At 39.4% G+C, this 14,234-nt stretch carries 10 protein-coding genes and 2 pseudogenes; 10 read left to right on the forward strand and 2 right to left on the reverse strand.

What is annotated here, in order from left to right; all coding sequences use genetic code 11:
* The first annotated feature begins 249 nt into the window (after window positions 1–249).
* The 3 genes and pseudogenes from JCM9140_RS12915 (at window position 250) to glnA (ending at window position 5,357) form a co-directional block, all read left to right on the forward strand.
* A pseudogene (locus JCM9140_RS12915) lies at window positions 250–1,912 on the forward strand (glycoside hydrolase family 13 protein).
* A 161-nt stretch (window positions 1,913–2,073) separates the two neighbouring features.
* Complete coding sequence (gene cshA / locus JCM9140_RS12920; protein ID WP_034747101.1) at window positions 2,074–3,573, forward strand: degradosome RNA helicase CshA; 1,500 nt, start codon at window positions 2,074–2,076, stop codon at window positions 3,571–3,573.
* A gap of 426 nt (window positions 3,574–3,999) precedes the next feature.
* A pseudogene (gene glnA / locus JCM9140_RS12925) lies at window positions 4,000–5,357 on the forward strand (type I glutamate--ammonia ligase).
* A 307-nt stretch (window positions 5,358–5,664) separates the two neighbouring features.
* Here glnA and JCM9140_RS25430 read toward each other — a convergent pair.
* Complete coding sequence (locus tag JCM9140_RS25430; RefSeq protein WP_439644298.1) at window positions 5,665–6,222, reverse strand: EamA family transporter; 558 nt, start codon at window positions 6,220–6,222, stop codon at window positions 5,665–5,667.
* Window positions 6,174–6,614: an EamA family transporter RarD gene (gene rarD, locus JCM9140_RS25435; RefSeq protein ID WP_439644299.1), complete on the reverse strand. Its 441-nt coding sequence runs from the start codon at window positions 6,612–6,614 to the stop codon at window positions 6,174–6,176. The genes JCM9140_RS25430 and rarD overlap by 49 nt, the downstream gene beginning before the upstream one ends.
* A gap of 101 nt (window positions 6,615–6,715) precedes the next feature.
* Here rarD and pgmB point away from each other — a divergent pair, with 101 nt between their 5' ends.
* From pgmB to JCM9140_RS12960, 7 genes are all read left to right on the forward strand, one after another.
* Window positions 6,716–7,411, forward strand: a complete 696-nt coding sequence (gene pgmB / locus JCM9140_RS12935) for a beta-phosphoglucomutase (RefSeq protein WP_052002250.1) — start codon at window positions 6,716–6,718, stop codon at window positions 7,409–7,411.
* A gap of 34 nt (window positions 7,412–7,445) precedes the next feature.
* Window positions 7,446–8,930 carry a glycoside hydrolase family 32 protein gene (locus JCM9140_RS12940; RefSeq protein WP_276563934.1) on the forward strand — a complete coding sequence of 495 codons (1,485 nt, stop codon included), beginning with the start codon at window positions 7,446–7,448 and terminating at the stop codon, window positions 8,928–8,930.
* A 319-nt stretch (window positions 8,931–9,249) separates the two neighbouring features.
* Window positions 9,250–10,155 carry a helix-turn-helix transcriptional regulator gene (locus JCM9140_RS12945; RefSeq protein WP_034747103.1) on the forward strand — a complete coding sequence of 302 codons (906 nt, stop codon included), beginning with the start codon at window positions 9,250–9,252 and terminating at the stop codon, window positions 10,153–10,155.
* Between the two features lies 1 nt (window position 10,156).
* On the forward strand, window positions 10,157–10,288 hold the full coding sequence (locus tag JCM9140_RS24920) for a hypothetical protein (protein WP_268870568.1): 132 nt from the start codon (window positions 10,157–10,159) through the stop codon (window positions 10,286–10,288).
* A gap of 251 nt (window positions 10,289–10,539) precedes the next feature.
* Window positions 10,540–11,940: a sucrose-specific PTS transporter subunit IIBC gene (locus JCM9140_RS12950; RefSeq protein WP_034747107.1), complete on the forward strand. Its 1,401-nt coding sequence runs from the start codon at window positions 10,540–10,542 to the stop codon at window positions 11,938–11,940.
* A gap of 95 nt (window positions 11,941–12,035) precedes the next feature.
* Window positions 12,036–12,701: a uracil-DNA glycosylase gene (locus JCM9140_RS12955; RefSeq protein WP_034747110.1), complete on the forward strand. Its 666-nt coding sequence runs from the start codon at window positions 12,036–12,038 to the stop codon at window positions 12,699–12,701.
* 265 nt (window positions 12,702–12,966) lie between these two features.
* Complete coding sequence (locus tag JCM9140_RS12960; RefSeq protein ID WP_034747113.1) at window positions 12,967–14,232, forward strand: ammonium transporter; 1,266 nt, start codon at window positions 12,967–12,969, stop codon at window positions 14,230–14,232.
* Window positions 14,233–14,234: the final 2 nt, after the last annotated feature.

Genomic DNA, 14,234 nt, shown 5'->3' on the forward strand with positions numbered 1-14,234 from the left:
CATTCCCCTGCTAGGGTTACTTTTACTAACTTTAAGTTGTTACATTTTTTCATTTATAAGCTTTATTATTCTCTCCGGGTTCACTAGCATTTGAAAATAAAAAAAGTCATGAGACAAGCATATGCGAACATACATATATCCGTCCGTCTTTATAACGTAAAGATTGGGTGTGAATCGAATTTTGCACCCGTTTATCTCAGACTTGGCGAATTTTTTCGAACAAAAAATGACCGTATAGGGGTGGACATATTGGAGAAAAAATGGTGGAAAGAAGCTGTTGCGTATCAAATTTACCCACGAAGCTTTATGGATTCTAATGGAGATGGAATTGGTGACTTGCGAGGAGTGATTCAAAAGCTGGATTACATCGAAGACTTAGGGATTGATGTGATTTGGATTTGTCCTATGTACAAGTCACCGAATGATGACAATGGGTATGACATTAGTGATTATAAAGACATTATGGATGAATTTGGGACTATGGAAGACTTTGATTACCTTTTAAAGAGCGTTCATGCTCGAGGCATGAAACTGATTATTGATCTCGTGATTAATCACACTTCAGACGAACATCCTTGGTTTATAGAGTCAAGATCATCAAGAGAAAACGAAAAGCGTGATTGGTATATTTGGAGAGATTCAAGGCATGATGGCGCTCCTCCGAACAACTGGGAGTCGATTTTTAGTGGACCAGCTTGGGAATACGATGAAAAAACAGATCAGACTATATGCATCTTTTTTCAACTAAACAACCCGATTTAAATTGGGAAAATAAAGAAGTGCGAGATGCATTGTACGAAATGATGAATTGGTGGATGGACAAAGGGATTGATGGATTTCGGGTTGATGCCATTTCGCATATTAAGAAAATCGAGGGTCTCCCTGATTTACCTAATCCAGATGGACTTGAAGTTGTTCCGTCTTTTGAAGGTCACATGAATCGAGAGGGCATTCATGAGTCTTACAGGAAATGAAACGTGAAACACTCGACCAGTATGATGTCATGACAGTTGGGGAAGCGAACGGAGTAAGCATTGAGGAAGCGGATATGTGGGTCGGGGAAGAACAAGGGGCATTTAATATGGTCTTTCAGTTTGAGCACCTTAGTCTGTGGGGAAAAGATACAGGAGGTCACTTAGATTTACCTGGATTAAAAGGGGCATTATCAAAATGGCAAAAAGGATTAGAGGGAAGAGGGTGGAATGCTCTATTTCTTGAAAACCATGATCAACCAAGAAGTGTCTCAACATGGGGGAATGATGGAGCTTACTGGAAGGAAAGTGCAAAAGCGTTAGGAACGATGTTTTTCTTTATGCAAGGAACTCCATTTATTTACCAAGGACAGGAAATAGGGATGACCAATGTGCAATTTCCATCAATTGATGATTATGATGATGTGAGCATGAAGAACTATTACCGGATTCAAACAGAACAAGGAAAAAGTCATGAAGAAGTTATGCGTGTCGTTTGGGAACAGGGAAGAGATAACTCACGAACACCGATGCAATGGAGTCGAAAAAAGCAAGCAGGGTTTTCGACAGCGTTAAACCCATGGTTAGGTGTCAATCCAAATTACAAAAGAATCAATGTAGAAAAACAAAAAAGGGATAAAGGTTCGATTTTGTCTCATTATAAAAAAATGATAGAACTAAGAAAATCGAACGATACGTTAATTTATGGAACTTATGATCTTGTTCTTGAAGATCATGACCACGTATATGCCTACACTCGTACATTAGGAAGCGAACAATTTTTAATTATTGTAAACATGTTTGAACATAAAACCAATTTTGAATTGCCATTTTTGTTGGAAGCAAAAAAAGTGGAACTTCTTTTAATCAGTGGTGGAAGAGGAAAGTCAAAAACAAAGCTAAACCCATATGAGGCAAGGGTGTATCGCTTGAAACATTGAGGGGATTAATCCCCTCAATATTATTTAAAGCTGGAAATAAAAAAGAGTAAGTGATTACCTTTAAGAAAATACATATTGTGTTGTCTATATGGACATGTTAGTATTAAAGGATGTTTAAATTTAGTACTTGGTGAAATTCACCAGCAAAGGGGATTATATATTTGACAACTTTTCATGATTTTAACTTGGACCATCAAGTGGTTCGAGCCGTAACAGAAATGGGATTTGAAGAAGCAACACCAATTCAAGTAGCAACCATTCCAACTGCATTAGAAGGAAAAGACATTATTGGGCAAGCGCAAACGGGCACAGGAAAAACAGGTGCTTTCGGTATTCCGCTCATTAACCGAATTAATGTTGAAGAAGCACATGTTCAAGCACTTATCCTTGCCCCTACACGAGAGCTTGCGAATCAAGTCGCAGAGTCACTCGTTACTTTTGGTAAGCATAAAGGCGTTCGTACGGTTGTCGTGTATGGTGGCCAGGACATGCGTAAACAAATCAATGATTTGAAACGTAAACCGCATGTAGTTGTAGCCACTCCAGGTCGTTTAATGGACCATATGAGAAGAAAAACGATTCGTTTAAACGATGTTAACATGGTTGTTTTAGATGAAGCAGATGAAATGCTAAATATGGGCTTTGTTGAAGACATCGAAACGATCTTAAAAGAAGTACCAACCGAGCGCCAAACGCTTTTATTCTCAGCAACGATGCCAAAGCGTATTGAAAAGCTTGCCCAGCAATTTATGAAAGACCCAGAATTAATTGCTGTAAAATCAAAAGAAGTAACGATGGAAAACATTGAACAGCAATATGTTGAAGTTCACGAAAAAGAAAAGTTTGATATGCTTAGTCGTTTTATGGATATTCACTCACCAGAGCTTGCGATTGTTTTTGGTCGTACAAAGCGACGTGTAGATGAGTTGTCTGAAGCGTTAATCAAACGTGGTTACCGTGCAGAAGGGATTCACGGAGATTTAAACCAATCTAAGCGTGATAGTGTCTTACGTAAATTCAAAGGCGGTTTAATTGATGTATTGGTTGCAACGGATGTAGCAGCTCGTGGCTTGGATATTAGTGGTGTAACTCATGTGTATAACTTTGACCTTCCACAAGATCCAGAAAGCTATGTTCACCGTATCGGCCGTACAGGTCGTGCAGGTAAATCAGGGGTAGCAATGACTTTTGCAACGCCGCGTGAGATGGATCATGTTCGTGCAATTGAACAAATCACGAAGAAAAAGATGACAAAGGTTCAAAAACCTACGTTCGAACAAGCGATAAAAGGCCAGCAAGAGCTTGCTATTGCACAGTTGCGTGAAGTGGTTGCGAGCGGAGATGCTGATAGCTACCGCAAAGCAGCAAAAGATTTACTACAAGAAACAGATGCAACAACTGCACTTGCAGCTGCGTTAAAACTTCTAACAAAAGAACCAGATACAACGCCGGTTAAATTAACTGGAGAAGCACCATTACGTGTGAAAAAACGCCGTGATGGTGGCGGAGGAAGTGGCGGTGGAAAGCCGTACCGTAAACGTCGTGATCGTGATGATCGTAGAAGAGGTCAGTTCAAAGGCAAAGATGAACGAGGCGGCGGAAGACGTCAAGGTGGCAGAGGCGGCCAAGGTGGTCAACAACGCAAAGCAAAGAACGCTTAAACAAAAAGAAGCTGACCTTATGGGTCAGCTTCTTTAAATTTATGAACAAATAGTAAATAATGTAAGAGTATTATTAAGATTCATGACTATAGGTTGTTCCACTCAGTTGCTGTTGGTATAGTAACAGTGGCAACAATGAATTTTTTTCATTGTAATACCCCCTTAGCTTCTTTTTTGGTTAGAGACCATCCTCTAACCTTTTTTTATTGAAAAAACAATAAAATAAATTTTAAGAAAATTCCCATATAAGAAAGCCTTTCCATTCCTTTAGTGATAGGAATTCTCCCAGATTGAAGCAACCGTACAACAACATAAACTGTGTTAGATTATCTTACATACCCATTGCATGAAAGCCCGGAACCCCTTAAAGTAAAACATAACAAATCGATGTCACATATCATTACATGAAAAGGAAGTGTTTAAAAAATGTCAGTATCTACACCAACAAGGGAAAGTCTAGTTCAAACAATTAAGGAAACAATTGAGAAAAAGAATGTAGAGCTTCTTCACGTGCAATTTGTCGATATTGAGGGAACACTTAAACATGTTACAGTTACTGCTGAACAAATAGACCAAGTAATCGATGGGAAAGTTATGTTTGACGGTTCATCTATTACTGGATTTACACCAATTAACCAATCTGATCTTTACTTAGATCCAGATTTAACTACATTTGCTGTATTGCCTTGGACAGAGCAAGAAGGTTACTCAGAAGCGCGCTTCTTATGTAGCGTAAAAAAGCCTGATGGCTCAGACTTTGATGGCGATCCACGTAACGTTTTAAAGAAAACAGTTAAGCGTGCAAAAGATCAAGGTTATTCAATCAGTGTTGGACCTGAGCTTGAGTTCTTCTTATTTAAGACGGACGAAAATGGTCAACCAACATTAGATACACAAGATAAAGGTGGATACTTTGAGCCATCTCCAAAAGACTTAGGTGAAAAAGTACGTCTTGAAATCTATAAAGCTTTGAAAATGATGAACTTCACTATTGAAGCTTCTCACCACGAAGTTGCAATTGGTCAACACGAAATTAACTTTAAATATGCGGATGCACTAGGTTCTGCAGATGCTGCTACAACATACAAATGGGTTGTTAAAACAGTTGCTCAACAATTTGGTTACCATGCAACATTCATGCCAAAGCCACTTGCTGGTGAAAACGGAAGTGGAATGCACGTAAACATTTCATTATTCGATGAAGAGAAGCAAGAAAATGCGTTCTATGATGAGTCTAACGAACTAGGATTATCTGAAAAAGCATATCAGTTCATCGCTGGTCTAATGGATAACGTTAAGGATTTCGTTGCAGTAACAAACCCACTAGTAAACTCTTATAAGCGTTTAGTACCAGGATATGAAGCACCTTGCTACATCGCATGGTCTGCATCTAACCGTTCTGCTCTTATTCGTATCCCAGCAACACGTGGTGCGGTACTCGTGTAGAAATCCGTTGCCCAGATCCATCAGCTAACCCTTACTTTGCATTCGCAATCATTGCAGCTGCTGGTTTAGATGGTGTTGATCGTGATTTAACAGTAGCTCCAGCTACAAATGCGGATATTTTCCACATGAGCAAAGATGAGCTAGACGCTCGTGGTATCGAAAACTTACCTACTAGCTTAGAAGCTGCACTTGAGCGCTTCGCTACTGGTGAAATTGGTAAACAAACATTTGGAGAGCATGCATTTAATGAGTACGTAGCATTAAAGCAAGCTGAGTGTGATGACTACCGTTTAGCAGTAACAGATTGGGAAGTTGCGGCTTACCAAAGCAAATTCTAATTAGTAAAAAAGCAGTTGAGATTTCGATCTCAACTGCTTTTTTTTATGTGATAAGGACGAAAGAGAGCTGAGGTGGAAGAGAAAAGTACTTCATAACGGTGATGAAAGACAAAACTAAACAGAACTTCAGGGGAAAAGTCTTTCATAAATTCAGACCGGTTTATAGAGACTTTGAATATGACTTGATACAAACAAGCAAAAACGCACTGTTTAACAGTGCGTTCTGTATTCAAATTATAGTGTTCATTTGTATAAGTCTGGATGATTCCTCACAATACTGTACTCGTTAACTTGAACAATGCCCTCATTATGAAGCTTTTGGCTCGTGTTTATGATTTGACTTAAACAATCTTCTCGTAATCTTTTTAAAAGCAGTTGTTTTGGATGTTGTAAAAATAAATAACCCTACCCAGATAAATAAAAAGGCTAAGAACTGTATGTGTGAAAAAGGTTCTTTGTATAAAAAGATTCCAATTAATAACATAATGGTTGGAGCCATATATTGCAGAAACCCTATTAGGGATAACGGAATTCGTCTTGCTCCAATGGCAAACAATAGAAGAGGAATTGCTGTAACGGCTCCTGCGCCTATAAGTAACCACGTTGTGCCGTTTTCAATGGAAACAAAAGCTTGTTCATAGGTTGGCTGTTGATAGAGCCATGTTATAAATAGTAAAGCAAAAGGTGTCATCAATAAAGTTTCAATTGTAAGCCCAACCATCGCACTAGCATTTAATAGTTTTTTTATTAAACCATAGAAAGCAAATGAAAAAGCTAGAAATAGAGCAGCCCATGGAACGACGCCATAGAAAAGAGTCATGATGGCAACACCGATAAAGCTAAGGCGACCGACACCGCCTGCCACCGTGTGAATCGTTCTTTTAAGAAAAGCATGGCTAAAAGCACATTAATAAGTGGATTGATGTAATACCCTAAACTGGCTTCAATCACACGGTCGCTATTAACGGCCCAAATAAAAACAAACCAATTTATTGTGATTACACAAGATGCTAAAATAATACCAATTGCTGTACGAAAATGAGTGAAAATAGAGACAAGCTCTTTCCATCCTGAAAGCAATTGTTTTCGAACGGTTAAAATAAGAATCATGATAACCAATGACCAAATGATTCGGTGAGCGAGAACTTCGCCAGCTGAAACAGGTTCTAACAGTTTCCAATATAAAGGAAGAACTCCCCAAATTAAGTAAGCTCCAATGGCTGCAATTACACCTAATTGATGCTCGGACTGCTGCATATCTCTACTTCCTCTCCCTTTTGTGTAGCTTCATTTTACACAAATTAACAGCAAATTCATATAAAAACTTTTCGGTTTCCTAAATAAAAGGAGGATGAACATTGAAACAAATAAAAGCTGTTATTTTCGATATGGATGGGGTCATCTCTAATACCGTCCACTTACATTACATAGTTAATGAAAAAGTTGCCAATCACGTTGGTGTTTCCTTTAATGAAGAATGGAATCAAAAGTTACAAGGTCTAAGTCGAAGAGCCACAGTTGAAGCGATTGTTGAAAAGTCAGGAGAATCTGTAACAGAAGATGAACTTGAACAATTATGTGAATTAAAAAAAGACCAATACATAGAGTTGATCAATGAGCTAACAAGTGAGGACGCTCAACCAGGCATACGTTCCTTCATTGAAGAGTTGAAGAAAAGAAGTGTGAAAATGGTTGTGGCATCGGCGAGTCAAAATGCAGTGAGAGTTTTAGCGAGACTTAACTTACTTGATTATTTTGATGGAGTCGTGGATGTAACCAAATTAAGGAGAGGGAAACCAGATCCAGAAATTTTTTTGAAAGCAGCTGAAATGATCAATGTTTTACCAAGTCAATGTGTGGCTATAGAAGATGGAGAGGCTGGATTAACAGGAATTCTGCAAACGGAGATGTTTTCCGTTGGTGTTGGGAGTGAGACTTCTTTAAGGAGAGCGGATTTGACGCTTTCTACGACAAAAGAATTAACTGTTTTTACATTAGAGGAAGCGCTTAATGAGCGAGATAAGACAATATCTAGTGATTGTGAGCGAAGGTAATACCGTTTGCCAAGACACAAGGAGGTAGGATAAGATGGTTTCACGAAACGAGACAAAAGGAGCTAGAATCATGTCAGATTTAGATCAACAGTTACGCAAGCAAGCCTATGAGGAGGTAAATAAGCAGAAAGAAGTTGTTGAGTCAGACCCTTATCGTTTGGCCTATCATGTGATGCCTCCAGTTGGATTGTTAAATGACCCCAATGGATTTATCCAATATGATGGGGTGTATCATTTATTTTATCAATGGAATCCGTTTAAAACAGAACATGGTGCCAAGTTTTGGGGACATTATACGTCAAAGGATCTTGTTCATTGGGAGCACCAAGACATTACGCTAACACCGAGTGATTGGTTTGATAAAAACGGTTGTTATTCAGGCAGTGCGATTGAGCATGATGGGAAGATGTATTTGTTTTATACAGGCAATGTAAAGGATGAAAACAACAACCGTGAAACGTATCAAGTCATGGTTGAATCTAAAGACGGGGTGCACTTTGAGAAAAAAGGGGTTGTGGTTCATCTACCGGAGGGATACACTCCGCATTTCCGTGATCCAAAAGTATGGAAACATGAAGAATTCTTTTACATGATTATCGGCGCTCAAAGTCATGACGAGACAGGAAAAGCTGTACTTTTACGTTCGGATGATTTAGAAAATTGGGAGCATCTTGGCGCGATTGCTGGAGCACATGTGGGTCCTTTTGAGGACTTTGGCTATATGTGGGAATGTCCGGATTTGTTTGAGCTTAATGGACAAGATGTGTTGGTTTTTTCACCTCAAGGATTAGAGCCGAACGGAATTTATTATCAAAACCTTTATCAAGCTGGCTATGTGGTTGGAAATGTAGATTATGATTCCGTCCAATACAAGCATGGGGACTTTGTTGAATTGGATCGTGGGTTTGAATTTTATGCACCTCAAACAACAGAGGATGATAAAGGACGTCGAATCATGATTGGTTGGCTTGGATTGCCAGAAGAACGGGAAGACGCTCATCCGACAATTGAACATAAATGGATTCATGCGATGACGTTGCCAAGAGAGCTGAAGCTAATTGATGGCAAGGTTTATCAACTTCCTGTAGAAGAGTTGGAACAGTTACGAGGCGAAGGAGTCAAACATGAAGCTGTTGAACTTGGCGAGAAAGCTCAAGCACTAGAAGGTGTTGAAGGGGATGTGTTGGAAATAAACGTAGAAACCCTTGAGACAGTGACGAATGAGATTACAATCCATATTCGTAACCATGCCAATCTCGTCTATAATCCGATTGATAAATTATTCAAGCTAGATCGGATTAGTTATGTCGATGGTGAAACAGTTGAAGAGAGATTTTGTCACCTTCAACAACTAAAGAGCGTCCGTATTTTCCTTGATACATCTTCCATAGAAGTGTTCATTAACGGCGGTGAAGAAGTGTTTACGGCTCGTATTTACCCAGATGTGAATGAGAACGGAATTTCATTTGCAGCTGAAGGAGAGGAAAAGGTAACGATTGAAGCGTGGAAATTGAAATAGAATAATTATATGGAGACTTGCTTACACGGTGTGGGCAGGTCTTTTTCGGTCAGTTTTTATAAAAGAGTTGAAGAAAGATTATTGCTCGAAGTGAAATGGAGCGGAAGCCACTCGACTCCTGCGGGAAATAGAGGTAGGGCCGAGACACCTCTGGCGTAGCCGAGGAGGCTCGGCACCTCCTTGCGGGTGCGAGTGGTTGCAGCGCAATGGAACGAACATGGGAAAACCAAATAACCTTTTATACAAAAGAAGAGTCGCAAAAATTATCAAAAATGGATAAAATTGTTTTGTTATGATAAAGACAGAAGGGAGCGGTTTGATGAGGGATCAATATGTAAAAGCGGTTCAGCGTTCTATCTCTTATATGGAGGAGCATGTCAAAGAGGCCATGTCGGCAGAGAAAATAGCTGAACATGTTGCTTATTCCCCTTTTCACTTCCACCGAATCTTTCAATCTGTAACGGGCATGTCATTAACGGAGTATATGAGGCGTCGTCGCTTAACACATGCCGCTTATGACTTAGTTATGACAGATCAAAAGATCATTGATATCGCTGTAAACTATCATTTTTCATCGCAAGAATCATTCACGAGAGCTTTCAAACAATTATTCCATATCAGTCCAGCAAAATATCGTCGGTTTACTCGAAACTTAATGTTTAAAAAGGAGGAGATGCCCTTGGATAATATAATGCCTAAAGGATGGTTACCTAGTGGTTCCAACCCTTTTGATTATGAAATGGGAGTGGATTTTCAAACGGTTCATAGTGGAAGGGCTGCAGGTGTCATTCGAGCAAAACGAAAGAATGTTCAAGGTTTTGGAACGATGATGCAAATGTTTAAGGCGAAAAAGTATCGTGACAAACGGATTCGTTTTGCTGCTTTCGTGAAATCAGAACAAGTGGATCAATGGGCAGGCTTATGGATGCGAGTTGACGGAGAAGCAGATGAAATTTTAGCTTTTGACAATATGGAATCACGTGCTATTAAAGGAACGACTAACTGGAATCAATACGAAATAGTTCTAGATGTACCAAGTGACGGTGCAATCATTAGCATTGGTTTGCTCCTATGTGGAACAGGAACGGTTTGGATTGATCATATAACGTTTGAAGAGGTAGATGAGACGGTTCCAGTTACTTCGAACAATTCTTTGCAGGATCTTCTCAATGAACCAATCAACTTACAATTTGAATTAGACTTTACGGAGGAAGGAACTGAATAGTGTGAGGACTAAAAGAAAAAAGTCAGCTGATAAGCATTTATGGATTCCTGATGTAATTGGGATGTTTATTGAACTATTTCTTTATGCACCGAGGTTGATTGTACGTGTGATAAGAGCCATTTTCACAAATTAAAAAAAATATTACCAATTTAAATTTTAAGCAAAATCAATTGACGAGTGATCGTAAAAGTTGTAAACTGAAAGCGTAATCAACAGAATATGCGGGATTGTTACTGATATAGCAGGCAAGACCTAAAATGGACAATAGGCATACGTGTATCTATACGTATGATTGTTGACCCATTTTAGGTCTTTTTTGTTGTCTGAGTGACTGTGCCTGTATTTGATCACAATAGAAACAACTTAGAATTGGGGGAAATAAGGATGGACACAAAAAAAGTTGCTAGTGAACTAGTGGAACTTTTAGGCGGGAAAGACAATGTCGTTAGTGCGACACATTGCGCGACTCGTCTACGTATTGTCTTAAACGACGATGATAAGCCAAATAAACAAGAAATTGAAGAATTAGACGGTGTAAAGGGAGTATTTAGTGCGTCTGGTCAGTTTCAAGTGATTTTTGGAACAGGGTTGGTAAACAAAGTATTTACTGAATTCGCTAGTATTACAGGCGTTGGGGCAAAAGATACAGATGATAATGAAAAGAAAGTGGATCACGGTGATGCAGCTAAGAAAAAGATGAATCCTTTTGCGCGTCTTGCTCGAACTCTTTCAAATATCTTTGTTCCGATCATCCCAGCGATTGTTGCCAGCGGTTTGTTAATGGGTCTTTTAGGAATGATGACGGCATTTGAATGGGTTGCACCAGATAGCCCTTGGATTTTATTTCTTGATATGTTTTCAAGTGCTGCTTTTATCATTTTGCCGATTTTGATCGGATTTAGTGCCGCAAAAGAATTTGGTGCAAATCCTTATTTAGGAGCTGTACTCGGTGGAATTATGACGCACCCGTCGTTACTAAATCCATGGATGTTAACAGATGCAGTTCCAGAATCGATTGTTTTCTTAGGGATGAACGTTGAGTTGCTTGGTTATCAAGGAACCGTTATACCGATTCTTTTAGTCGTTTACATTATGAGTAAAATTGAAAAAGCGTTGCGTAAAGTTGTTCCGAATGCGATTGATTTGTTAGTCGTTCCGTTTGTTACAGTTATCTTAACTGGATTTATCGCCATGCTATTTGTCGGTCCACTTGGAACATGGTTAGGAAATGGTCTAACATGGAGTCTTGATTTTGTTTATAACACAGCTGGACCTTTTGCAGGGTTACTATTTGGTGGACTTTACTCAACGATTGTTATCACAGGGGTACATCACAGCTTCCATGCGATTGAGGCAGCTTTAATTGCTGATTTAGGGATTAACTTCTTACTGCCAATCTGGGCGATGGCAAACGTTGCTCAAGGTGGTGCTGGTCTAGCTGTATTCTTCCTGACACAAAATAAAAAGGTGAAGGAGATTGCACTTCCAGCTTCATTTTCAGCTTTCCTTGGAATTACAGAGCCCGTCATTTTCGGTGTCAACTTGCGATTCATGCGCCCGTTCATTGGGGCTGCAATTGGTGGAGCGCTAGGTGGAGCATACGTTGTCTTTATGAATGTTTTCGTTAATGCTTATGGATTAACAGGAATTCCGATGATTGCGATCGCTGCTCCGTTTGGTATGTCTAACATTATCAATTACTTAGTTGGAATGCTGATTGCGACAGCAGGTGCATTTATTGCAACTTGGATTCTTGGTTTAAAAGAAGATACAACGAAAAAATAATGATCATACTCGTCTTTGCTTTGTGCAGAGGCGAGTTTTTTAATGGCTAAATAGAGGAATATGATAAAATAGCCTATGCAAAGGAGGCCGTGTTTATGAAAGACATACAGAATGACTGGTTAGAAGTGATTGGAGCTGAGTTTCAAAAAGAATACTTTCAAAACCTTAAGCTATTTTTAGAAGAAGAGTATAAACATAATGAAATTTATCCTGCAAAAGAAGACATGTTTAATGCGTTTATCTATACACCTTACTCCGAAACAAAGGTCGTTGTTCTTGGGCAGGATCCCTATCACGGTCCAAATCAGGCACATGGCCTTAGTTTTTCTGTAAAAAAAGGAGAGAAAATTCCACCCTCGTTAAAAAATATCTATAAAGAGCTACATGACGATCTTGGGTGTGAGATTCCACAGCATGGTTCCTTGGTTTCTTGGGCTAAACAAGGGGTGCTACTGCTAAATACAGTCTTAACGGTTCGCGGTAGGGAAGCAGCTTCTCATAAACGAAAAGGGTGGGAAATCTTTACTAATGCAGTCATTCGCGAGTTAAATAAGCGTGAGGAGCCTATTGTTTTTGTGTTATGGGGGAAACATGCTCAGGACAAAAAGAAACTTATCACAGAAAAACATATCATCATTGAATCTGCACATCCAAGTCCGTTGTCGGCTCATAGAGGGTTTTTAGGAAGCAAACCATTTTCAAAAATAAATGAGCATTTAAATAAGGTTGGACATCCAATTATTAAGTGGGATTTATCATAAATGTCAGATCTCTCATGCAAAGGAGCTAAAAATTGCGCACCTACACAAAAAAAGTGTAGGTTTTTCTTTTTACTTAATGATTGGTTAAAGGCTAAATAGGATGGGGGAGTAAGCCTTTTCATTAAAAATGAGCATTTCGAAAGTATGTAAGGATATCTGACAACATAGTAGATTCAGAATATTTCGCACGTATAATAAGAACTAACAACAGATGTTAGCTTCTCTAACGCTAACGTGTACACATTTAAAAAGGGGGAAAAAGAAAATGACTGAATTAGCACTTATGGATAATTTATGGGTTATGATTTGCGCAGTCTTAGTTCTTTTCATGCAAGGTGGATTTATTCTTTTGGAGGCAGGTTCTACGCGAATGAAAAACGCGGGACACATTGCCGGAAAAACTATCTTTACAGTAGGTATCGCTTCATTAGTTTACTGGGCAGTAGGTTGGGGATTTGCTTACGGTGAAGGAAATGCATTCATTGGAATGTCAGATTTCTTCTTCGGAGATTTTTCAACAGCAGATGAAGGTCTAGTTGGTTCGGTTGATTTCTTCTTCCAGGTTATGTTCGCAGCGATCGCGTTAACAATTGCTTTTGGTGGATTTGCAGAACGTGCAAAATTATCAGCATATATCGTATTCGCAGTACTATTCTCAGCATTTGTATATCCAATCGTTGCACACTGGATTTGGGGTGACGGATGGTTAGCTGATTTAGGAAAGCAAGACTTTGCAGGTTCTACAGTCGTTCACTTAACGGGTGCAATGGCAGCTCTTGCAGCTACGATTCTATTAAAACCACGTCTTGGTAAATACAACAAAGATGGTTCAGCAAATGATTTAGCTGGTCACAACCAAGTTTATACAGCTTTAGGTGTATTAATCCTTTGGGTAGGTTGGTTCGGATTTAACGCAGGTAGTACGTTAGAAGTAGCAGATGCATTCTTCGGTTATGTTGCGTTAAATACTCAATTAGCAGCATCAGCAGGTGCAGTAGCAGCCTTATTCATTGCCTGGGCAATGACAGGGAAGTCAGACGTACCTACAATGTTGAACGGTGCATTAGCTGGTCTAGTAGCCATTACAGCATCTTGTGCGTTCGTTGCTCCTTGGGCAGCAGTAGTAATCGGTATTGTCGGTGGTTTAATTGTATTCTTCTCTATGAAATTCTTTGATAAAGCTCGTATTGATGATCCAATCTTTGCCCTATCTGTTCACGGTGTAGCAGGGGTTTGGGGAACAGTTTCAACTGGTTTCTTTGCAACACCAGAACTTGCAGCAATGAACGGTGGTACAGCTGGTTTATTCTACGGCGGTGGATTATCTCAATTAGGAGTTCAAGTATTAAGTGTTGTAGCGTGTGGTGCTTTCGCATTTATTGCTTCTTACATCTTACTATTAGTAACAAAAGCAGTTTGTGGCGGCTTACGTGTATCTGAGGAAGAAGAGATTGTTGGTCTTGACCTTAGTGAGCATGGTAGCTACGGTTATCCTGAAAGCATGCCTGGAAACGAAAAGACAGGGGCTTAAGG

Source organism: Halalkalibacter wakoensis JCM 9140 (assembly GCF_000513095.1).
Lineage (GTDB): Bacteria > Bacillota > Bacilli > Bacillales > Bacillaceae_D > Halalkalibacter > Halalkalibacter wakoensis.